20 protein-coding genes are annotated in these 20,947 nt (G+C 69.8%); 7 read left to right on the top strand and 13 right to left on the bottom strand.

Annotated features, from left to right (window positions below; translation table 11 throughout):
* Window positions 1–571: 571 nt before the first annotated feature.
* From AB0N89_RS13420 to AB0N89_RS13400, 5 genes are read right to left on the bottom strand one after another with little or no spacing between them, the layout of a single operon-like run.
* Window positions 572–1,429: a biotin-dependent carboxyltransferase family protein gene (locus tag AB0N89_RS13420; RefSeq protein WP_364204133.1), complete on the bottom strand. Its 858-nt coding sequence runs from the start codon at window positions 1,427–1,429 to the stop codon at window positions 572–574.
* Window positions 1,426–2,031 carry an allophanate hydrolase subunit 1 gene (locus tag AB0N89_RS13415; RefSeq protein WP_364204131.1) on the bottom strand — a complete coding sequence of 202 codons (606 nt, stop codon included), beginning with the start codon at window positions 2,029–2,031 and terminating at the stop codon, window positions 1,426–1,428. The genes AB0N89_RS13420 and AB0N89_RS13415 overlap by 4 nt, the downstream gene beginning before the upstream one ends.
* Window positions 2,031–2,789: a 5-oxoprolinase subunit PxpA gene (locus tag AB0N89_RS13410; RefSeq protein WP_364204129.1), complete on the bottom strand. Its 759-nt coding sequence runs from the start codon at window positions 2,787–2,789 to the stop codon at window positions 2,031–2,033. The genes AB0N89_RS13415 and AB0N89_RS13410 overlap by 1 nt, the downstream gene beginning before the upstream one ends.
* Window positions 2,789–3,583: a putative hydro-lyase gene (locus AB0N89_RS13405; RefSeq protein ID WP_364204128.1), complete on the bottom strand. Its 795-nt coding sequence runs from the start codon at window positions 3,581–3,583 to the stop codon at window positions 2,789–2,791. Before AB0N89_RS13405 ends, AB0N89_RS13410 begins: the two co-directional genes overlap by 1 nt.
* Window positions 3,584–3,609: 26 nt before the next feature.
* Entirely contained in the window at window positions 3,610–4,854 is a 1,245-nt protein-coding gene (locus AB0N89_RS13400) for an MFS transporter (protein ID WP_364204126.1), read from the bottom strand.
* Between the two features lie 191 nt (window positions 4,855–5,045).
* Here AB0N89_RS13400 and AB0N89_RS13395 point away from each other — a divergent pair, with 191 nt between their 5' ends.
* A complete protein-coding gene (locus AB0N89_RS13395; protein WP_364204143.1) occupies window positions 5,046–5,693 on the top strand; it encodes a GntR family transcriptional regulator in 648 nt (215 codons plus the stop codon).
* Between the two features lie 86 nt (window positions 5,694–5,779).
* On the opposite strand, the gene AB0N89_RS13390 is transcribed toward AB0N89_RS13395, so the two are convergent.
* A complete protein-coding gene (locus tag AB0N89_RS13390; protein ID WP_364204124.1) occupies window positions 5,780–7,021 on the bottom strand; it encodes a family 16 glycosylhydrolase in 1,242 nt (413 codons plus the stop codon).
* A gap of 164 nt (window positions 7,022–7,185) precedes the next feature.
* The gene (locus AB0N89_RS13385) at window positions 7,186–8,463 is read right to left on the bottom strand and encodes an ROK family protein (protein ID WP_364204122.1); all 1,278 of its coding nucleotides are present in this window, start codon (window positions 8,461–8,463) and stop codon (window positions 7,186–7,188) included.
* Window positions 8,464–8,561: 98 nt separating this feature from the next.
* Between AB0N89_RS13385 and AB0N89_RS13380 the strand changes: the two genes are divergently transcribed.
* The gene (locus tag AB0N89_RS13380) at window positions 8,562–9,956 is read left to right on the top strand and encodes a GH1 family beta-glucosidase (protein WP_364204120.1); all 1,395 of its coding nucleotides are present in this window, start codon (window positions 8,562–8,564) and stop codon (window positions 9,954–9,956) included.
* On the opposite strand, the gene AB0N89_RS13375 is transcribed toward AB0N89_RS13380, so the two are convergent.
* Complete coding sequence (locus AB0N89_RS13375; protein ID WP_364204118.1) at window positions 9,931–11,070, bottom strand: acyl-CoA dehydrogenase family protein; 1,140 nt, start codon at window positions 11,068–11,070, stop codon at window positions 9,931–9,933. The two genes, AB0N89_RS13380 and AB0N89_RS13375, sit on opposite strands and share 26 nt — an antisense overlap.
* The gene (locus AB0N89_RS13370; RefSeq protein WP_364204116.1) at window positions 11,067–13,418 is read right to left on the bottom strand and encodes a bifunctional salicylyl-CoA 5-hydroxylase/oxidoreductase; all 2,352 of its coding nucleotides are present in this window, start codon (window positions 13,416–13,418) and stop codon (window positions 11,067–11,069) included. The genes AB0N89_RS13375 and AB0N89_RS13370 overlap by 4 nt, the downstream gene beginning before the upstream one ends.
* A 48-nt stretch (window positions 13,419–13,466) precedes the next feature.
* Here AB0N89_RS13370 and AB0N89_RS13365 point away from each other — a divergent pair, with 48 nt between their 5' ends.
* Window positions 13,467–13,865, top strand: coding sequence for a RidA family protein (locus tag AB0N89_RS13365; RefSeq protein ID WP_364204114.1), 399 nt, complete (start codon window positions 13,467–13,469; stop codon window positions 13,863–13,865).
* Here the strand turns inward: AB0N89_RS13365 and AB0N89_RS13360 are convergent.
* Window positions 13,862–14,710 carry a PaaX family transcriptional regulator C-terminal domain-containing protein gene (locus AB0N89_RS13360; RefSeq protein WP_364204113.1) on the bottom strand — a complete coding sequence of 283 codons (849 nt, stop codon included), beginning with the start codon at window positions 14,708–14,710 and terminating at the stop codon, window positions 13,862–13,864. The two genes, AB0N89_RS13365 and AB0N89_RS13360, sit on opposite strands and share 4 nt — an antisense overlap.
* 73 nt (window positions 14,711–14,783) lie before the next feature.
* On the opposite strand from AB0N89_RS13360, the gene AB0N89_RS13355 reads away from it, so the two are divergent.
* Genes AB0N89_RS13355 through AB0N89_RS13345 form a run of 3 tightly spaced genes read left to right on the top strand, consistent with a single transcriptional unit; the run spans window position 14,784 to window position 16,303 of the window.
* Window positions 14,784–15,458 carry an oxidoreductase gene (locus AB0N89_RS13355; protein ID WP_364204111.1) on the top strand — a complete coding sequence of 225 codons (675 nt, stop codon included), beginning with the start codon at window positions 14,784–14,786 and terminating at the stop codon, window positions 15,456–15,458.
* Window positions 15,459–15,496: 38 nt separating this feature from the next.
* Window positions 15,497–15,847 carry a PLDc N-terminal domain-containing protein gene (locus AB0N89_RS13350; protein WP_364204109.1) on the top strand — a complete coding sequence of 117 codons (351 nt, stop codon included), beginning with the start codon at window positions 15,497–15,499 and terminating at the stop codon, window positions 15,845–15,847.
* Window positions 15,848–15,886: 39 nt separating this feature from the next.
* Window positions 15,887–16,303 (top strand): nitroreductase family deazaflavin-dependent oxidoreductase, encoded by a 417-nt coding sequence (locus AB0N89_RS13345; RefSeq protein WP_026467014.1) that lies wholly within the window; start codon window positions 15,887–15,889, stop codon window positions 16,301–16,303.
* 1 nt (window position 16,304) lies between these two features.
* Here the strand turns inward: AB0N89_RS13345 and AB0N89_RS13340 are convergent, their stop codons facing one another.
* Together AB0N89_RS13340 and AB0N89_RS13335 are read right to left on the bottom strand one after the other, a co-directional pair.
* Complete coding sequence (locus AB0N89_RS13340) at window positions 16,305–17,486, bottom strand: acyltransferase (protein WP_364204107.1); 1,182 nt, start codon at window positions 17,484–17,486, stop codon at window positions 16,305–16,307.
* Between the two features lie 97 nt (window positions 17,487–17,583).
* Complete coding sequence (locus tag AB0N89_RS13335; protein WP_364204105.1) at window positions 17,584–18,918, bottom strand: FAD-binding oxidoreductase; 1,335 nt, start codon at window positions 18,916–18,918, stop codon at window positions 17,584–17,586.
* Between the two features lie 70 nt (window positions 18,919–18,988).
* Here AB0N89_RS13335 and AB0N89_RS13330 point away from each other — a divergent pair, with 70 nt between their 5' ends.
* Window positions 18,989–19,873 carry a LysR substrate-binding domain-containing protein gene (locus tag AB0N89_RS13330; protein WP_364204103.1) on the top strand — a complete coding sequence of 295 codons (885 nt, stop codon included), beginning with the start codon at window positions 18,989–18,991 and terminating at the stop codon, window positions 19,871–19,873.
* On the opposite strand, the gene AB0N89_RS13325 is transcribed toward AB0N89_RS13330, so the two are convergent.
* Window positions 19,842–20,936 carry a class I SAM-dependent methyltransferase gene (locus AB0N89_RS13325; RefSeq protein WP_364204101.1) on the bottom strand — a complete coding sequence of 365 codons (1,095 nt, stop codon included), beginning with the start codon at window positions 20,934–20,936 and terminating at the stop codon, window positions 19,842–19,844. The two genes, AB0N89_RS13330 and AB0N89_RS13325, sit on opposite strands and share 32 nt — an antisense overlap.
* Window positions 20,937–20,947 lie beyond the last annotated feature (11 nt).

Below are 20,947 nucleotides of genomic sequence, written 5' to 3'. Positions count from 1 at the left end.
CGCGACACCTCCGGGCCTCCGTCACCCACGACCACCGCAAGACCCGCGGAGATGGGGGCTTTCCACTCACGCGACGCGGGGAAAGTCCCCATCGTTTCGTTCGTCACCGTCGGTCGCCGGTCCGTGAAGGCCTCCTTGAGGGACCCAGGGTCCCTCAAGGAGGCCTTCACGGACTTGACACCCGGGCAGGGACACCTTTGCCTTACCCCTCAATAGAACCCGAATCGCCACTCACGACCCCACGCGTAAGGCGTCATCTGGGCATGAAACGGACACTCGATCGCCCGTCAATCGTCCCGTGTGGACACTCGGAAGTGCGACTGGTCGCCGGGCAGTCCGGAACGAGGCCCTCAGGCAACGAAGAATGCCCGCTCGGCAGGATCGATCCTGCCATCTTTGGCGTACCGCCCGATAAGTCGCTTTCGCGACACCCGTCGCGAGGTGGGGCCCCCGGTCTTGGCGCACCGGCGCGGACCGATGACCGACAGGTCGACTTCATCGTTCGGCAGCTCCGGAAATCGCGACCGCCGGGCACGTGTTCAGCCGTCTGATCGTGTCATCTAAAAGCCACTCAGGCGAGCCGGAACCGCACCTGTTGTCCCGGCCGCACCTGCGCGGCCAGATCCAGATCAGCCTCGTCCACCACCGCGATCACCGGATAGCCCCCGGTCACCGGATGGTCGGCGAGGAACAGGATCGGCTGCCCCGAAGGAGGAATCTGCAACGCGCCGGGCACGGCGGCCTCGGGTGGCAACTCGCCGTCCCGCGCCCGCGACAGTGCCGGTCCCGAGAGCCGGACACCCACCCGATCGACATCGGCGGTGGCGACGTAACCAGAAGAGACCAAAGTGGACAGTGCGTCTGGGACGAACCACGGGACCCGTGGCCCCGGAGTGACCCGCAGAACCGGGACGTCGGGCAGCAGGGCACGAGGAGCGAGATCCACGCCGGGGTGAGCCAGCGTCCGCTGCCCCACCGGCAAGGTCATTCCGGCCGAAAGCACGGGCGGGCCGAGTTTGCCCAGGGTGTCGGTTGCCCGCGCGCCCAGTACCGGTGGGACGTCGATGCCGCCACGAACGGCGACGTAGCACCGCAAACCCTGGGAAGCCGTGCCGAGAACGAGTTCGTCGCCGGGACCAATCGAGATCGGGGCGTGCGGGCCCATCGCGCGGCCGCCGGCGGTGATCGAGCACGGCGCGCCGGTGACGGCGACGGTCGACGGCGCCGAGAACCTCAGGGCGAGGCCGCCCAGCACGCACTCCAGCGCTGCGTGGCCTTCGGGGTTCCCGACGAGCCGGTTTGCCAGCCGAAGCGAACCGCGGTCGGCGGCGCCGGACCGGCCGACGCCGATCGCGGCGAGCCCCGGCCGCCCGAGGTCCTGCACGGTGGCGAAAACGCCGGGACGGACCACTTCGATCTTCGCGGTCATGAAGTGAACCGGATCCGCGTACCCGGGGCCAGCAGGTTCGGCGGCTCCCGTTCGACGTCCCACACCGGCAGCGTGGTCCGCCCGATCAGCTGCCAGCCGCCGGGCGAGGCGTTCGGGTACACCGCCGTGTACTCGCCCGCGATCGCGACCGATCCGGCGGGGACCCGGGTGCGCGGGCTCGTCCGGCGCGGCAGGTGCAGCGAGGGGTCGAGTCCGGTCAGGTAGGCGAAACCCGGGGCGAAGCCGCAGAACGCCGACACGTACGTCCCGTCCTCGTGCCGGCGGACGACCGCTTCCGCCGACATCCCGGTGGCGGCCGCGACGTCGGCCAGGTCCGGGCCGTCGTAACGCACGGGTACGACGATCTCGGCGGCTTCGCGCGGCGCGACGTCCACTGTGGACCGATCGAGGACGTCGCCGGCGAGCCGGTCGTGATGGGTCCGGCCAGGGTCGAACCGGATGAGCAGGGTCCGCGCGGCCGGGACCAGTTCGACGACGCCGTCCGGCGGATCCTGCTCCAGTGACGCGTGCAGCCCGAGCACCTCCGACGGATCGTCGAAGTCGACCATGGCCGCACGCGCCCCGTAGGGCAGCACCCGCATCACGCGGCCTCGAGGAAGGATCCGATGCGGACATCGGCCTCGCCGAGCCCCGCGCGGATCCGCCGCGCCAGTTCGACGGCGCCGGGCGTGTCACCGTGCACGCAGAGCGAATGCGGCTGGAGGGCCAGTTCCGTTCCGTCGACGGCGACGACCTTGCCGGTGGCCGCCATCGCGACCGCCCGCTCGGCCACCTCGTCGGCGTCGTGGAGCACTGCGCCCCGAAGTTTCCGGGATACCAGAAGGCCTTCCGGCGTGTACGCGCGATCCGCGAAGGCCTCGGCGTACGCGGAGAGACCGGCTTTTTCGGCCTGCTGGGCCATTTCCGACCCCGGCGGGCACAGCAGCGCGAGTTCGGGCCGGAACCGCCGGATCGCTTCGACCACCGCGCCCGCCTGTTCCGGATCGACCGCGGCCGTGTTGTACAGCGCGCCGTGCGGTTTGACGTAGCGCACCCGGGTCCCCGCCGCGCGGGCGAACGCGTCGAGCGCGCCGATCTGGTAGAGCACGTCGTCGGCGAGGTCGGCGGGGGCGACGTCCATCGCCCGCCGCCCGAACCCGGCCAGATCGCGATAGGCGACGTGGGCGCCGATGACGACACCCCGCTCCGCCGCGCGTTCGCACACGCGCCGCATCACCGACGGGTCGCCCGCGTGGAAGCCGCACGCGACGTTCGCGCTGGTGACGATGTCGAGCATGGCGTCGTCGTCGCCCATCTTCCAGGCGCCGAAACCTTCACCGAGGTCACTGTTGAGATCCATCAGGCCACCCTGAACTCACTGTCGAGCTTGTCGGTCACGAACATGTAGCCCGGCGCGTGCGTGATCGCGAACGGCGGCCGCGAGGCCATCAGCGCCGCCTGCGGGGTCACGCCGCACGCCCAGAACACCGGCACGTCACCGGGTTCCGCGTCGACGGGGTCGCCGAAATCGGGTCTGCCCGGATCGGCGATGCCGAGCGCGGCAGGATCGCCGATGTGCACGGGCGCGCCGTGCACGGCGGGCATCCCGCGGGTGACGCGCACGGCGTCCTCGACGTGGTCTTCGGGGATCTGCCGCATCGAGACCACCATCGGCCCGTGCAGCCGCCCGGCCGGGACGCATTCGCGGTCCGTCACGTACATCGCCACGTTGCGGCCCTGATCGACGTGCCGCAGCGGGATGCCTTCCGCGGCCAGCGCGGCTTCGAAGGTGAAGCTGCACCCGATCGAGAACGCGACCATGTCGCTGCGCCACACCCCGCTCGCGTCCGGGATCTCACCGGACAGCACGCCGTTCTGCCAGACGCGGTAGCGCGGCAGGTCGGTGCGCAGATCCGCGCCGGGCGCCAGCCGCGTCGACGGGTCGCCGGGATCGCTGACGTCGAGCACCGGGCAGGGCTGCGGGTTCCGCTGGCAGAACAGCAGGACGTCGTAGGCCCAGTCCTCGGGGACGGCGATCAGGTTGGTCTGGGTGAACCCGTTCGCCCAGCCGGTGGTCGGGCGCGCCGTGCCCGCCCGGAACAGGGCGCGGGCCTCGCCGGGGGACAACGTCGCCGGTTCGTCGAAAGTGGTCATCGCGGTGCCTCCTGTCCCGATTGTCGTCACACCAGTTCGCGGCCGCGAGTCTCGGGCAGGCCGAGCAGCGCCAGCACGGCGATGCCGTAGCCGACCGCGCCGAACACCATCGCGCCGCCCGCGCCGAGGAAACCGACCACGGCGGGGAAGGTCGCGCCGATGGCCCGGCCGAGGTTGTAGGTGAAGCCCTGACCGGTCCCGCGCAGCGCCGACGGGTACAGCTCGGCGAGGAACGCGCCGAACCCGCTGAAGATCGCGGACATCGAGAACCCGAGCGGGAAGCCGAGGAACAGCACCAGCGTGTTGGCGCCGGCTGGGATCTGCGTATAGGCCACGATGAGGCCCGCCGAAAGCACCGAGAACAGCAGGAAGGTCTTCTTGCGGCCCAAGAGATCCGTGAGGTAACCGCCGGTGATGTAGCCGATGAACGCGCCGGAGATCAGGAACGCGAGATAGCCGCCGGTCCCGATCACGGTGAGGCCGCGGGTGGTCTTGAGGTAGCTCGGCAGCCAGGTCGCGAGCGTGTAGTAACCGCCCTGGACACCGGTGGCGAGCAGCGCGGCGAAGAGCGTCGTGCGCAGCAGGTCCGGCTTGAAGATGCCCGCCAGCGAACCGCGTTCCTTCTTGGTGGCCCTGGCCGCTTCCGCGACGGGCGCGTCCTGGACGTTGCGGCGGACCCACAGCACCAGCAGTGCGGGGATGACACCGGTCCAGAACATGACGCGCCACGCGACGTCCGGGCTCCAGATGCTGAACACCACGGTGTAGACGACGACCGACAGCGCCCAGCCGACCGCCCACGCGCTCTGTACGAAGGCGACGGTCCGGCCGCGGTAGCGCGCCTGCGAGTACTCGGCCACCAGCGCGGCGCCGGCGGCCCACTCGCCACCGAAACCGAGTCCCTGCAGGGCGCGGAAGATCAGGAGCGTCTCGAAGTTCGGCGCGAACCCGCAGAGAACGGTGAAGACCGTGTACATCGCGATGGTGATCTGGAGGGTGCGCACGCGGCCGATGCGGTCGGCCAGGACGCCCGCGCCGATGCCGCCGATCGCCGAGACCACCAGCGTCGTCGTGCCGAGCAGGCCCGCCTCGCCGCCGGAGAGGCCGTAGTAGGCGGTGATCGCGGCCAGGCCCAGGGGCAGGGTCTGGTAGTCGAACGAGTCGAGCCCGTACCCGCCGAACGCGCCGACGAAGGCCCGGCGGCCTCGCGAACCGAGCGTGCGGAACCAGGCGAAGGGACGTGTGTCTTCGGTAGTGGCTGTCGCGTTCATCGGCACCTCCAGAGGGTGAATCTCATCGTGGCACGGGTCACATGGGAAGCCAGGTACAGCACTGTAGGGATTGTTCAACAATTCCACAAGGGGATCTCTGGCTTGGCCTCTTGTGCCTAGGTAGGATCGGTCACGTGACGATCGCGGAGGGTGGTCCTTCATCGGTGCGAGGACTCGAAGCGGACCGGGACATGATCAGCCGGACCAGCACCGCCGAGCGGGTCGCGGGCGTCCTCCGCACCCGCATCGCGGAAGGGTTCTTCCTGCCCGGCGTGCGCCTGTCGGAACACGACATCGGCTCGGCGCTCGGCGTCTCCCGCAACACGCTGCGCGAGGCGTTCCGGCTGCTCACGCACGAACGCCTGCTGACCCACGAGCTCAATCGCGGCGTCTTCGTGCGGATGCTCTCGGTCGAGGACGTCGTCGACCTCTACAAGGTGCGCAAGGTCGTCGAGTGCTCTGCGGTGCGGGCGGTGACGGAGAAGCCGCCGACGTTCGCGAAGCTCGCGCGGATGGTCGAGGACGGCAAGCTCGCCGAGCGGAGTGAGCGCTGGCAGGACCTCGGCACCGCGAACATCCGGTTCCACTCGGCGATCGCGGAACTCGGCGGCAGCGAACGGATCGACGAGCTGATGCGCGGCATCCTCGCCGAGCTGCGGCTGGTCTTCCACATGATGGCCGACCCGCGGCGCTTCCACGAGCCGTACCTCAAGCGCAACGCGGAGATCCTCGAACGCCTGGAGGCCGGCGACGGCATGGGCGCCGAAAAGCTCCTCGCGCGGTACCTGGACGACGCCGAAACCCAGCTCGTCGAGGCCTACGCCGAACGCGCCCAATGACGCGTTCCGTCCTCTGAATGCCGTAGTCGGCGATACGAACTACCGCATTCAGAGAACGAAACGCGAAGGGGGCGGGGCGGTTTTGGCTAGGGCGTGGTCCACTTCTGGTTCGCGCTGCCGCCGCAGGTCCAGATCTGGAGCCTGGTCCCGTTCGCCGAGCTGTTCCCGGTGGCGTCGAGGCATTTGTTCGACTGCGGGTTCACGATGTCGCGCGCGCCGCTGACCGCCCACTTCTGCGCGCCGGTTCCGTTGCAGCCCCACAGTTGCACCGCCGTGCCGTCCGCGGTGCCGCCGCCCGCGACGTCCAGGCATTTGCCGAGCGCGCGGATCGTGCCGTCGCTCCCGATGGTCCAGTTCTGCGCCGCGTTGCCGTTGCAGTCGGTGAGCTGGATCGGAGTGCCGTCCGAGCTGTTCGCGGCGGCGACGTCGACGCATTTGCCGCCGATGCCGGTGATCCGCCCGGTGTTCCCGGCGGTGTTGCCGGAGTTGACGTGCACGTAGTCGACGACGAGCCGCTGCGGGAAGACGGTGCTGGAGTTCGGGTCACCCGGCCAGTAGCCGCCGACGGCGAGGTTCAGGATCAGGTAGAAGGGGTGGTCGAAGACCCAGCGGTTGCCGTTGAGGTCGGCGGGAGTGCGCGTCTGGTAAAGGTTCCCGTCCACGTACCACTTGATCTGGTTCGGCGCCCAGTCGACGGCGTAGGTGTGGAAGTCGTCGGAGAAGTTCGGGCCGTTGTAGCCCGCGCCGATGCCGCCCGAGCCGGAGTAGCCGGGGCCGTGGATGGTGCCGTGCACCGTGTTCGGCTCGAAACCGACGTTCTCCATGATGTCGATCTCGCCGCTGTTGGGCCAGCCGACGTTGCCGATGTCGGCGCCGAGCATCCAGAACGCGGGCCACATCCCCTGTCCGCGCGGCAGTTTCATCCGCGCTTCGAACCGGCCGTAGGCCTGGGTGAACTGTCCCTGCGTGGACAGCCGGGCCGAGGTGTACTCGCAGCGCCCGTACCAGCAGTTGTAGTTGCCCGGGTTCTCCTTCTTCGCGGTGATGACGAGGTTGCCCTGGCCGTCGAGCGCCGCGTTGTTCGTCCCGGACGTGTACCACTGCCGCTCGTGGTTGTTCACGTTGTCGCCGGTCTCGAAGTGCCACTTCGAGGTGTCGATCCCGGCGCCGGCGGGACCGTTGAAGTCGTCGGTGAACGTCGCGGCCATGACCGCGGCCTCGGAGACCGGGGCGGCGGAAGCGGGGGCTTGGGCCGTGGCCGGGAGCGAGCCGAGCAGGACGCCGGCGGCCAGAACAGCCGCCCAGCGAAAGCGGGATGAGATGGACATCGTTGTCGCCTCTCTGACCGTTGGGGACCCCGCGCGGGGTGGCGCGCGAGAGAACGGAAAGCGCTGGCAGAACCACTTTGTTGTGCTTGGCAACAAAGTATGCATGGTCTCTACCACTGCGACAAGATGTCCGGCGACCTATTCTTCAAACCTCGAATTAAGACTCAGGCGGCCGTCCCGCGCTTGGACCCGGCCGTCCGCGGGTCCGCGCCCTGGTCCAGCAGGGCGGCGACCGGGAGGGTGGCGGCTCCTATGGCGACGGCGTCCGGCCCGAGCTGTCCGAGTTCGATCTCGGTCTGGTCGAATACGTGCGCGAGCGCGTGCTCGCCCGCCACACGCCGGATCTCGGGCAGGTACTCCTCGCCGAGCGCGAGCCCGGCCCAGCCGCCCAGCACGATCCGTTCCGGGTTGAACAGGTTGATCAGGTTGCCGATCCCGGCGCCGAGGTAACCCGCCGTCTCCTCCAGCACCTTGGCCGCGGCCTTGGACTTGGCCGCGGCCTCCAGCAGGGCGGCGAACTGCGTCTGCTCGTCCTCGTCCGACGCGTTCTTTCCCCCGCGCGCCTTGCGATAGCGGGCGAGGACGCCCTCCGCGCCGACGTAGGACTCCAGGCAGCCGCGCGATCCGCAGCGGCATTCCTGCCCGCCGTAGACGATCGTCGTGTGGCCCCATTCGCCCGCGCTGCTGGTGGAGCCCCGGTAGGTGGTGCCGTCGGTGACCACGGCCGCGCCGACGCCGGACCCGATCAGGACGATCACCGCGTGCCGCGCGCCGCGACCGGCGCCGAACCACATTTCCCCCTGGCCCTGGGTTTTCGCGCCGTTGTCGACGAACAACGGCAGCTCGACACCTTCCGAGCGCAGGAGATCGGTCAGCGGGACCTCTTTCCAGCCGATGGTGGGCGCGTGCACGCGGACCGCCCCGCCCTGTTCGACAGAGCCCTTTTCTGCAGAGCCCTGTTCGACGGTGCCCGGAACGCCGACGCCGACGCCGAGCACGGTCGCTTCGTCGATGCCGGATTCCGTGATGACTTCCCGGATCCCGGACGCCACCTGGGTGACGGCGGCGGCCGCGTCCGGCCTCGGCGAGGCGAGGGGATGCTCGACGGTGGCGAGCCGGTTCATGGCCAGGTCGAACAACTCGACCTTCACCCCGGTCTCGCCGATGTCGACGCCGGCGACATGGCCGTAAGCCGGGTCGACGCGGAGCAGGACACGCGGCCTGCCACCGTCGGATTCGACCAGCCCGGCTTCGGTGATGAGGCGTTCTTCGCCGAGTTCGGCGGTCACATTGCTGACGGTCGCCGCGCTCAATCCGGTCAGGCCGCTCAATTCGTGGCGGCTGAGCGGGCCGTCGAAGTAGAGTTTCGACAGCAGGAGGGAACGGTTGTGCCGCCGCAGGTCACGGACGGTGGTGCGCTTGGCAGGCATGCGGATACCCATCTTATGGCGGCGGACCTTTCCAGGATGCCCCACGACCTTAGCCTCCGCCATGTATTAACTGGTGAAATAAGGCGGCGAGCCGGGGAGAAAGGGAGGCCATGACCGGCGAGGACGAGCTCATCGGCACCTTGCCGTCCGGCTTCCGCTGGGGTGTCGGCAGCTCGGCGCACCAGATCGAAGGCGCGGTCGCCGAAGACGGACGAACACCGTCCATTTGGGACACCTACGCCCAGTCCCCGTGGTCGATCGACAACGGGGACACCGCCGAGGTCGCCTGCGACCACTACCACCGGATGCCCGCCGACATCGGGCTCGTCAAGGAACTCGGCGTCGACACCTACCGGTTCTCCGTGTCCTGGTCACGGGTGCAGCCGCGCGGGCGCGGCGGCGTCAACCCCGCCGGGATCGCCTTCTACGACAGGCTGGTCGACGAGCTGCTCAACAACGGCATCGATCCGTGGCTGACGCTCTACCACTGGGATCTGCCGCAGCACCTCGAAGACGCGGGTGGCTGGCCCGCGCGCGACACGGCCGTCCGGTTCGCCGATTACGCGATGCTCGTGTTCGAGCGGCTGAGCGACCGGGTCCGCCACTGGACCACGCTGAGCGAGCCGTGGTGCACGGCCATGCACGGTTACGTCCACGGTGTGATGGCGCCCGGTCGCCGGGACCCGAAGGCGGGGATGGCGGCGGCGCACCACCTGCTGCTCGGGCACGGCCTCGCCGTGCGGCGGATGAGGGAACTCGCGCCGCCCGAGACGGAATTCGGCGTCACGCTCAACCTGAGCACCGCGGACCCGGCCACGCCCAGCGAGGCCGACCGCGAGGCCGCCCGCTTCGAGGACGGGCTCGGCACACGGTTCTACCTCGACGCGCTCGTGCACGGCCGGTACCCGGAAGACGTCCTCGAAACCCTCGCGCGGCAGGGCATCCGGCTGCCGTCCGAGCCGTGGGACCCGTCGATCATCGCCGCGCCGCTCGACTTCCTCGGCGTCGACTACTACTCCGGCTCGCGCTACTCCGGGGTGGAGGAGAACGGGAACGCGGTGGAGCACTTCGGGATGCCCGCGTTCCGCAAGGTCCCGTTCGGGGCGCCGTCGACGGTGCTGGGCTGGGAGATCCTGCCGCACAAACTCACCGAACTGCTCGTCCGGATCAGCCGGGATTATCCCGGTTTGCCGCTTTACGTCACCGAAAACGGTGCCGCGTTCACCGACGTCCCCGACGAGACCGGCTTCGTCCGCGACGACGACCGCGCCGCGTACCTGTCCGCGCACATCGCCGCCACGGCCGCCGCGCGCCAGGCGGGCGCGGACGTCCGCGGCTACTTCGCCTGGTCCTTTTTGGACGGTTTCGAATGGGCCTACGGCTACGCCAAACGGCTCGGCCTGGTCCGGGTCGACCGCGAGACCCAGGCGCGGACGATCAAGCAGAGCGGGCTGACCTACCGCGACATCGTCGAACGGGTCAAGAAGTCAGCGAACGGGCGATGATCGTCCGCTGCACTTCGGACGCGCCTTCGTAGATCCGCGGCGCCCGGACCTCCCGGTAGAGGTGTTCGAGCAGGTGCCCGCGCCGCAGCGCCCGGGCGCCGTGGATCTGGACGGCGGAGTCGACGACGTACTGGGCCGTCTCGGTGGCGAACAGTTTCGCCATCGCGGCGCGGCCGGCGAGGTTCTGCTCGCCCGCGTCTCGCGCGGCGGCCGCGGCGTAGACGAGCAGGCGCGACGCCTCGATGCGGGTCGCCATCTCGGCGAGCGTGTGCGCCACGGTCTGCTGTCGCAGCAACGGCCCGCCGAACGCGACGCGGGTCCGGGAGTGGGCGATCGCGGCGTCGAGCGCGGCCTGCGCCATCCCGACGGCGAACGCGCCGACGCTCGGGCGGAACAGATCCAGCGTCCGCATCGCGACGCCGAAACCGCGGTCCTGCCCGCCGAGCAGTTCCTCGCGCTCGACCCGCACGCCGTCGAACACCAGGGTGCCGATCGGATGCGGGCTGACCAGGTCGAGGTGTTCGCCCGAGAGGCCGGCGCGGTCGGCGGGGACGACGAACGCGGAGACCCCGCGCGAACCCGCTTCCCTGGTGGTGCGGGCGAAAACGCTGTAGAAGTCGGCTTCGGGGGCGTTGGAGATCCACATCTTCTCGCCGGTGAGGCGCCAGCCGTCGCCGTCGGGCTCGGCGGACAGTTCCAGTGCCGCCGCGTCCGAGCCCGCGTTCGGTTCGGTGAGCGCGAAGGCGGCGACGGCGTCACCCGCGGCCACGGCCGGGACCCATTTCGCGACTTGCGAGTCCTGCCCCGATTGCAGGACCGGGTACGTGCCGAGCCCCTGGAGCGCCAGCGCGGTCTCGGCTTCGGTGCTCTGGCTCGCGAGGGATTCCCGCAGGATGCAGAGATCCGTCGCGGCCGCCTCCCGGCTCGGACTGCCGGCCTCGACGCCGGGGAACAGCCGGGAGAGCAGGCCGAGCGAGCCCATCTCCTTGAGCAGCGGCCGGTTCACCGCGCCCTCGGCACCGGATTCGGCCAGCGGCCGGAGTTTCTCGGCGCCCAGCCGCCGGACCTCGGCGGCGAAGGCCTGCTGTTCCGGGCTCAGTGCGAAGGCGGTCATCGGTCGCTCCCAGGTCGCCAGCGGGCGTGCGCGGTGCCGGGTTCCCCCGAGCGCAGCAGTTCCAGCCGTGGTTTCGGCCCGTCGGTGCGGTCGCCCTGCGGTTTCCTGCTGCCCGCCGCGAACTGCTTCGGCCAAGGCATCGGATAGCCCTGTTCGGCCGCGGCGTGCAGTGTCCACTGTGGATCGTAAAGGTGGGTCCGGCCGAGCGCGCAGAGATCCGCGCGGCCTGCCAGGATCAGCGAGTTGACGTCGTCGTAGGAGGAGATCGCGCCGACGGCGATCACCGCGATCCCGTACTCGCGCCCGATCTCGTTGCGGATCCGGTCGGCGTACGGCGTCTGGTAGCTGCGGCCGTACTCGGGCTTCTCCTCGCTGACGACCTGGCCGGTCGAGACGTCGATGCCGTCCGCGCCGTGCTCGGCGAACGCGCGCGCGATCTCGACGGCCTCGTCGACGTCGATCCCGCCTTCGTGCCAGTCGGTCGCGGAGATGCGGACCGTCATCGGCCGCTCCGCGGGCCACGCCGCTCGGACGGCGTCGAAGACTTCGAGCGGGAAACGCAGCCGGTTCTCCGGCGAACCACCGTAGGAGTCGGTGCGCCGGTTGGTCAGCGGGGACAGGAACGACGACAGCAGATAGCCGTGCGCGCAGTGGAGTTCGAGCAGGTCGAACCCGGCGCGAGCGGCGGCACGGGCGGACGCCGCGAACTGGTCGCGGATCTCCGCCAGCTCCGGGACGGTGAGTTCGCGAGGGGTCTGATTCGCTTCGCCGTACGGGAGCGCGGACGGGCCGCAGATCTCCCAGTTGCCTTCCGGCAGCGGCTGGTCGATGCCGTCCCACATGAGTTTCGTCGAGCCCTTGCGCCCGGAATGGCCGAGCTGGACGCCGATCCGCGCGGGCGTGTGGCCGTGGACGAAGCCGGTGACCCTGGCCCAGGCCCGCTCCTGCTCCTCGGTGTACAGGCCACCGCAACCGGGTGTGATCCGGCCGGTCTCGGAGACGCAGACCATCTCCGTCATCACCAGCCCGGCGCCGCCGAGCGCCTTGCTTCCCAGATGCACCAGATGGAAATCGGTCGGGACGCCGTCTTCGGAGGAGTACATGTCCATCGGCGAGACGACGACCCGGTTCGGCAGCTCCAGGTTCCCGATCCGGAACGGCTGGAACATCGGCGGCCGGACCTCGCCATCCACAGTGGACGCCAGCCAGCCGTCCAGTTCCGCGGTGAACTCGGGATCGCGCAGCCGGAGGTTGTCGTAGGTGACGCGACGGCTGCGGGTGAGGATGTTGAACGCGAACTGCGCCGGATCCTGGTGGGTGTACTGGCCCATGTTCTCGAACCATTCCAGGCTCGCCTGGGCGGCGCGCTGGGTCGAGGTGACGACGGGACGGCGTTCGGCCTCGTAGGCTTCCAGTGCACTGTCCATATTGGACTGTTCGTGCAGGCAGGCGGCGAGCGCGAGCGCGTCCTCCATGGCGAGTTTCGTGCCGGAGCCGATGGAGAAGTGCGCCGTGTGCGCGGCGTCGCCGAGCAGGACGACGTTCTCGTGCCGCCAGCTCGCGCAGCGCACGGTGGCGAACGCGGTCCACTTGGAGTTGTTGGCGAACACCTGGTGGTCGCCGAGGACGTCGGCGCACAGCTCGCGGATCACCTCGATGGACTTCTCGTCGCTCTCGCCCGGTGCGAGCGAGGTCGCGGCGATCTCGCCGAACGCGCGCTGCCAGACGTCCTCGTGCAGTTCGAGGATGAACGTGCTCGCCGTGTCGCCGTAGGGGTAGCCGTGGATCTGCATGATCCCGTGCGGCGTTTCGAGGACGTGGAACTTGAAGGCGTCGAACACGAGGTCCGTGCCGAGCCAGATGTACTTGCAGCGGCGGGTCTGCGTGCCCGGCCGGAAGCTCTCGGCGAAAGCGGCGCGGGTCGGCGAGTTGACGCCGTCCGCCGCGACGACGAGGTCGTATCCGGCGCTCGCCTCGGCCGCGCTCGGCGCCTCGGCGCGGAAGCGCACGTCTACCCCGAGGTCCGCGCAGCGTTCCTGGAGGATGCCGAGCAGCCGTTTGCGGCTCATCGCGGCGAACCCGTGCCCGCCGGAGGTGTGCACCGTGCCGCGGAAGTGGACGTCGATGTCGTCCCAGCGCGCGAACTCGCGCCGCATGGCCGCGTGGATCACCGGATCGGCGTGTTCGATCCCGCCGAGCGTCTCGTCGGAGAACACCACCCCGAACCCGAAGGTGTCGTCGGGCGCGTTGCGCTCCCAGACGGTGATCTCGTGATCGGGATGGAGCTGTTTCGCCAGCGCGGCGAAGTAGAGCCCCGCCGGGCCGCCGCCTAACACCGCGATACGCACGCCGCTCAGGGTATGTCGCGGTATGTACGACCGTCAACGATACGGGATATGGTGACCCGTATGGAGCGCATCAACCCGCCCGAACTCGGCCGCCCGTCCGGTTTCTCGCACGCCGTCGCGGCGAGCGGGCGATTCGTCTTCCTCGCCGGTCAGACGGCGTTGAACGAGGAGAACCGCATCGTCGGCGACGGCGTGGTCGAGCAGTTCGAACGCGCGTTGTCCAACCTGCTCACCGCGTTGCGCGCGGCGGGCGGGAAGCCGGCGGACCTGTGCAGCGTGACGATCTACATCGTCGACATGGACGACTACAAGGCCCACGCGCGCGAGATCGGCGCGGTGTGGAAGCGGCTGGCCGGGAGCGAGTACCCGGCGATGGCGGGGATCGGCGTCAGCCGGCTCTGGGACGTCGAAGCCCTGGTGGAGGTGCAGGGTTTCGCCGTGGTCTAGGGCAGCGTGCGGGAGACGTGCGCGGCCGCGGCCTCGCCCAAGCGCGAGTGCAGCGTGAAGAACAGGTCCGCGGCCCGGATCCCGGCCCAGCCGGACGGCAGCAGTTCGGCGGGCAGGCCCGGGTCGAGATAGGGCAGGCGCCGCCAGTCGGTCAGCACCCGGACGTAGTCGGCGAACGCCTCGGCCTCGTCCGTGGTCTTGCGCCGCTGCCAGCGCCGGAGCGCGGACGCGTGCTCGTCGAGGAACGCGGTGTAGAGCGTTTCCAGCTGGTCGAGGTCCCACCAGTCGCGGATCTTCTCCCGCACGTCGCCGAACGCGAGGTGCTCGGCCTGGAAGAGATCGGCGTACCCCTCCAGTTCGAGCCGTCGCAGCATGTCGGAGGTCGCGTCGCGCAGATGCGCCGGAGCGATCCAGACGCCGGACGACGCGGTCCCGAAACCGAGCCGGGCGAGCTGGGTGCGCAGAACATGTCTCTTGTGCCGTTCGGCCTCCGGGACGGAGAACACCGCGAGCAGCCAGCCGTCGCCGGGGGTCGCGCGTTCGCGGCGGAAGATCCGCTCGTCGCCTTCGCGCAGGATCGCCAGCGCGGTTTCGGAAAGCTCGTATCCGGCCGCCCCGTCCCGGCGCACCGCGGAAAGGATCCCGCGCCGTTTCAGCCGGGAGATGGACGAACGGACGGCGGGTTCCTCGATGTCCACACCGGCCAGCAGGTCGATGAGGGAACGGACCGAAAGCCAGCCGCCCTCGCCGCGTGAATAGAGGCCGTACACGGTCACGATCAACTGGCGCGGTTGCGCCGCTCGCCCCGCGCCGTCGACTTCGGTTGCCTCCGACACGACCGTCACCCGGTCACCATAACAACGACGGCGGGCCCACGTTTCGGTCGTGACCGAAGCGTTCCGCACTTAGCGTCACGGTATGGAGAACCCGTTGATCGAAGCCCCTGTCCCGCCGGTGCCCCAGGACGTCGAACCGGGCGGTGTCCGGTGGCTGCGGGCGAACGTCGCCCGGTTCAGCCGCCCGGAAGACCACGCGCGCCGTCGTGAGTTCGTGCTCGCCGAACTCGCGCCGATGAGCTCATTGCGGGAGAAGGCTTTCGCGCTCACCCGGGAATTGCGGGACGAGCCCGTGGAGCGGATCTCGTGGACGGTCCCGGTCGCCGTTCTGGCCGCGGAACTCGGATTGCCGGACGTTTCCCGCGAAATCGCGACGGTTTCCGCCGCTTATCACCCGCATACCGAAATCGGGCCCGAGGCGGAAGAAGCCATGCGGCGGCTGATCGAGACCTGCGGTGGTGACGTCGACGAGCGGACCGCCGCCCGGATCGGGCTCCTGGTGCAGGCTTGTGACGCGACGGCGAAGCTGCTCGGAAAGGCGCTGGAGTCCCATCGGCGCGGCGAAGACCCCGCCGATCTGCTCGATCGGATCCTGCGCGAGGACCCGCCTGTCCGGATCACCCGGAGGTGGGTCAACGGCGCTGCGGTCGAGGTGGACCTGAGGGGACGGCCGTTCGGAGCAGGGCCCAAAGAATGTCCGGGAGAGGCGCACGCGCGGCGGGTGGCCGAGGGAATTCTCGACGCCCTCCTGTGCTAAGAATTACCCCGGCAATCCGGAACCTGGGGAGATTTTCGATGCTGTATTTCACTGGTTTTTTCGGCGTTCTCTCGCTCGGCCTGTGGATCTTCTGTGTCGTCGACGTGATCACCACGGACGAGGGATCGTGCCGCAACATGCCCAAGGGGATGTGGCTGCTGCTGGTGCTGATCGTGCCGCTGGTCGGCTCGATCGTCTGGCTGGTCGCCGGTCGTCCGCAGCACGTCGCACGGGCCCCGCGCGGCCGTTACGAACGCGAGTCGCCGGCGTTCCCCGAGTACGACCGGCCGGGCCGTTTCGCCGCGACGAGCGTCGAAGACGACGAAGAATTCCTCCGCAAGTGCAGGGAACGCGCCGAGGAGCAGCGCCGCAAGGCCCGCGAAGGCTGAGTAGCCTCGGCGGCGGGGAGATCGACACTGGAGGCGAAGATGTCCGAAATGCTCGACTGGAACAAGAACATCATCAAGGAGTTCCGCGAGAACGAGGGGAAGGTGGGCGGCCCGTTCGAGGGCGGTTCCCTGCTCCTGCTCACCACCACCGGGGCGAAGAGCGGCGAACCGCGCACCTCTCCGCTCGCGTACTCGGAGGACGACGGCAAGTACGTCATCGCCGCGTCGTACGCCGGGGCGGACAAGAACCCGGCCTGGTACCACAACATCGTGGCGAACCCGAAGGTCACCATCGAGGTCGGCACGGAGAAGTTCGAAGCGACCGCGACGGTCGTGCTCGAAGACCGCGCCGAGCGTGACCGCCTCTACGCGAAGATGGTCAGCACGATGCCGGGCTTCGCCGACTACGAGAAGAAGACCGATCGGGTGATCCCGGTCGTCACGATCTCGCGCTGAGTCAGCGCGCGCCGCTGGGAGCTTCGACCGCGCTCGGCGCCTTGAGTTCGGCTTCGGCCGCACGCAGCGCCTTGCGTTCCTGGCGGCGCGCGATCAGCTTCTTGCCGGTGAGGATCATCGGCTGCTCGACCCAGCGGTGGATCAGGTCCGCGATCCCGAGCCCGACGGCGAACACGGTCAGCGCGCTGATCATCCGGTGCTGGCCCAGCGGCGGGATCGCCTCGACGACGGCGAAGTGCACCGGGCCCTGCAGCAGGTAGAGCGAGTACGAGCGCTCGCCGACGAACCGCATCACCTTCGTCGCCAGCAGCCAGCGCAGCGGCCCCGGCGAGACCAGCACGACCAGCAGCAGCGCCGAGACCAGGCCGTAGGCGATCAGCAGGCCCAGGTTGGTGTGGGCGCCCCGCCACAGGGTTTCCATGTTGACGTGCAGCAGGGCGAACGCGCCGAACACCGGGATCGCCGCGAGCGGGTGGGTCAGCGGTTTGATCACCGCGTACGACCGGCGGTAGTGCATCGCGATCGCCAGCACGCAGCCGATCAGCAGGATCGCGTAGTGCACGGTCGACCGGTAGATCGGCACCTGCGGCCCGGCGAGCACCCAGCCGCCGGTGACCCCGATGAGCCCGGCCATCAGCGCGAACGCGGCGAACGCCAGCGCGAGTTTGCGCCAGGCCGCGGCCAGCCCGACCGCGCCCGCGACCACCAGCAGGAACGGCCAGAACAGGTAGAACTTCTCCTCGATGCCCAGCGTCCACGAACCGCTGAAGAAGTTGTCCGGGCCGTCCGGGCTGCTGCCGGGGAAGAACTCGTTGAAGAAGGTCAGGTAGTACTTCAGCGCGTGTGGGAACTCGCGCGTGAAGAACTCGCCGCGCAGCCACACGAACACCACGATCCCGCCGAGGATCACCAGGTACGGCGGCAGGATCCGGAACACCCGGCGCAGGTAGAACGCCGAAAGCGAGATCCGGCCGGTCCGGTCCTGTTCACGCAGCAGCAGCGTCGTGATCAGGAACCCGGACAGCACGAAGAAGATGTAGACGCCGACCCAGCCGGACAGCCAGCTCCACTTCGGACCCGCGAAGTGGAAGAGGATCACGATGGTGGCCGCGATCGCGCGCAGCCCGTCGAGCGCGGGGAACCGACGCATGGCGAGGAACTCGTCATGGTCCAAAGTGCGCACAGTGCCCCCTAATGGCGGTATCGGCCCGGAAGTATACGGGTGCCGTTCTCTGCGCCTTTCCCCCGTCCGGAGGGCCTTGACCAGCGGATTTCGAAGATCACCCAGCGTTACTCGCAGGTTCGACGTTGTGTGTCAGGCGGAACAGGTTCGCCGGGTCGACGGCCGACTTGATCTCGGCGAGACGTCGCAGGTCGGCCGGAGAGTACACCTTGGACGCTTCCTCGGCCGGGTCGCTTTCACCGTAGACGAAGGTCAGCAACTTGCCGGTCGACCAGGGCTTCAGCGCGTCGAACAGCTTCCCGTGGGCGGCCTTGATCGCGGCGATCGAGGCATCGTCCACCACGGACAGCGCCCGGACGGTGAAGGCGGCTTCGCGGTCCCAGCCGACCCCGGGGTGCTCGGGCGCGTCGGACAGCGCGCCGCCGAGGAGGTCCAGCAGGACGACGGTCGGCAACGGGGCGTCCGGTCCGGCGTGTTCGAGGATCGCGTCGAGCATCGTGTCGGTGAGTTCGGACACCGTCGCGTTGTCGGCGCGGTAGCCGTGCGGGAACGGCGGCTCGTTCGCGATCTTGCCCGATTCGGTGAACGGGAGTTCGGCGAGCGTGTCACCCAGGGGTTCGGCGGCGGCGCGCAGCGGGGCGACCAGGCGTTCGCCCTCGGCCGCGTCGCCGAGGTAGGCGATCCGGATCTGCGCGACGTGCTGCCCGCGCAGCGGCTCGGGCACCATCGGCAGGTCCGGCATCGGGACCATGGCCAGCGACGACGTCATCTCGCGCGGCAGGTCCGCCGCCCAGTCACGCCAGGCGCGGAGCACCGCGGCGAGTGATCCGGTGCCGAACTGGAGGCTGCCGCCGTACAGCCGGGTGACCGGGACGAGCCGGAATTCGAGCGCGGTGACGATCCCGAAGTTGTCGCGGCCGCCGCGCAGCGCCCAGAACAGGTCCTGCTCGGTGTCCGGCGTGGCGCGGCGGAGTTCGCCGTCGGTGGTCACGACCTCGATCGCGGTCACCTGGTCGGCGGCGAGGCCGTACTTGCGGCCGAGCAGGCTGAACCCGCCGCCGAGGGTGTAGCCGACGACGCCGACGCCGGGGAAGGAGCCGCTCAGCGGCGCCAGGCCGTGCTCGGCCGCCGCCTCGACGACCGCACCCCAGCGCACGCCCGCTTCGACCCGTGCGATGCCGTCGTCGATCCGGATCCCGGTCATGCGGTGGGTGGTGACGAGGACGCCGCCCTCGAAGGGGACGCCCACGCCGTGACCGGTCGAGTGCACGGCGATCGGGAGGCCGCGCTCGGCGGCGTGGCGGACGGCCTCGACGACGTCGGCGGCCGATTCGGCGGCCACGATGACGTCGGGACGCCGGGTCACGGCGGTCTGGAAGCCGGCGAGCTCGTCGTCGTAACCGGAGTCGCCGGAGCGGAGCAGTGTGGTCATGACACCAGCGTGATCCCGATTCGATCAGAAGTCCAAGATCTGGTTGGTCTGGCAACTAGAATCATCCGTTATGGAACTGCGTCAGCTCGAATACTTCGTCGCGGTGGCCGACGAGGCGAACTTCACCCGGGCCGCCGAGCGGCTGCACGTCGCGCAGCCCGGCGTCAGCGCCCAGATCCGCCGTCTCGAACGCGAACTCGGCCAGCCGCTGCTCGACCGGTCGGCCAGGGCGGTGCGGCTGACCGAGGTCGGCGCCGCCGCGCTCCCGCACGCGCGGGCCGCGCTCGCCGCCGTCGCCGGGGTGCGGCAGGCGGTCGACGACCTCGCCGGGCTGGTCCGGGGGCAGGTCGCGATGGGCATGGTGTCCTCACGCGGCCCGGTCAACCTGCCGGATCTGCTCGCGCGCTTCCACGAGCGGCACCCCGCCGTCGACATCACCCTCGCCGAGGCGACCTCCGACCTCCTGCTCGCGGGCGTCGCCGACGGCCGGTTCGACATCGCCCTCATCGGCGTCTCCGGCGAACCGCCGCCGGGGATCGGTCTCGAAGTCGTCCTCGACGAGCCGCTCGTCGCCATCTCCGGGCCGGAGGATCCGCTCACCGCGCACGCCACGATCACCCTGTCGGAGCTGGAAAGCCGTTCGCTGGTCAGCCTGCCGAAGGGCACCGGCATGCGCTCGATCGTCGACGCGGCCTTCCTCGCCGACAGCGCCCAGCCGCGGGTGACGCTGGAAGCGGGCGACCCGAACGTCGTCGCCGAACTGGTCGGACGCGGTCTCGGCGTCGCCGTGGTGCCGATGTCGCTGGCGACGCACTACACGGACCTGCACGCCATGGAGATCACGCGGCCGGCCGGGTTGCGGGCGAAGCTGGCGCTGGCCTGGCGGACGGAGGGGCCGGTCAGCCCCGCCGCCCGCGTGTTCATCAGTCAGGCACGGGCGCTGCTCGGACTGTGAGCCGCCAGAGCGAGGTCACCTCCTTCGAACGGGCGGCGTGCAGCGGATCGCGCGGATCGGCGGACTTGGGATGCCTCGGCCGGATGTCCTCCCTGTCGCGCACTTCGAGGCCGGAACGCGCGAACGCCCGCAGGAGCTGCTCGCGCGTGCGCAGGCCCAGCAGTTCGGCGAGGTCGGACAGGATCAGCCAAGCCTCTCCGCCAGGCGTGAGATGCCGGGGCAGCCGGTCCAGGAACGCCTGGAGCATCCGGCTTCCCGGGTCGTAGACGGCGCGTTCGAGCGGGGTGTGCGCGCGGGCGGGCAGCCAGGGCGGATTGCAGACGACCAGCGGCGCGCGTCCGGGCGGGAACAGGTCCGCCTCCAGGACTTCGAGTCCCCGGAAACCGAGCCGCTCGAAGTTGTCGCGGGCGCAGGCGATGGCGCGCGGTTCGTTGTCCGTCGCCACGACTCGTTCGACGCCGCGACGGGCGAGGACCGCGGCGAGCACGCCGGTCCCGGTGCCGATGTCGAACGCCAGTCCCTTCGCGGGTAAAGGAGTTCTCGCCACCAGATCGACGTACTCGCCGCGGACGGGGGAGAAGACCCCGTGGTGCGGATGGATCTTCGCGCCGAGCGCCGGGATGACGACGCCCTTCACCCGCCATTCGTGCGCGCCGACGACGCCGAGCAGCTCGCGCAGCGACACCAGCGACGCGGTTTCGGACGGTCCGTAGATCTCGGTGCAGGCGACCCGGACGTCCGGTCCGCGTCGCAGCGGCAGGACGTGGCCGGGATCCAGCGGGACCAGCAGCCTGCCGAGGATCCGCGCCCGGTGTGCTTGATGGTTCCGCTGTTCCCGAAAGGGTTTCCCGGCCGCCGTGCCGCAGCGACGCGACAGGGCGGCCAGGAGGTTCCGCGCGTTCGGGAAGTCGCCGTGCCAGGCGAGTCCGGTGCCGGACGCGGCGAGCCGGAACGCCTCGTCGGCGGTGGTCCCGTCGTCGACGGCCACGACGGTTCGAGGCGGATTCGTGCCGACGGTGGTCAGCCAGCGCCGACCACCGTCCTTTGTGGACAGGGGGTTCATGGTTTCCGTTC

Origin of the sequence: Amycolatopsis sp. NPDC089917, assembly GCF_040684635.1 — a bacterium.
In the GTDB taxonomy this organism is placed as follows: domain Bacteria; phylum Actinomycetota; class Actinomycetes; order Mycobacteriales; family Pseudonocardiaceae; genus Amycolatopsis.
The sequence above is the reverse complement of the archived record's forward strand: the minus strand, read 5'-3'. Positions and strand labels throughout refer to the sequence as shown.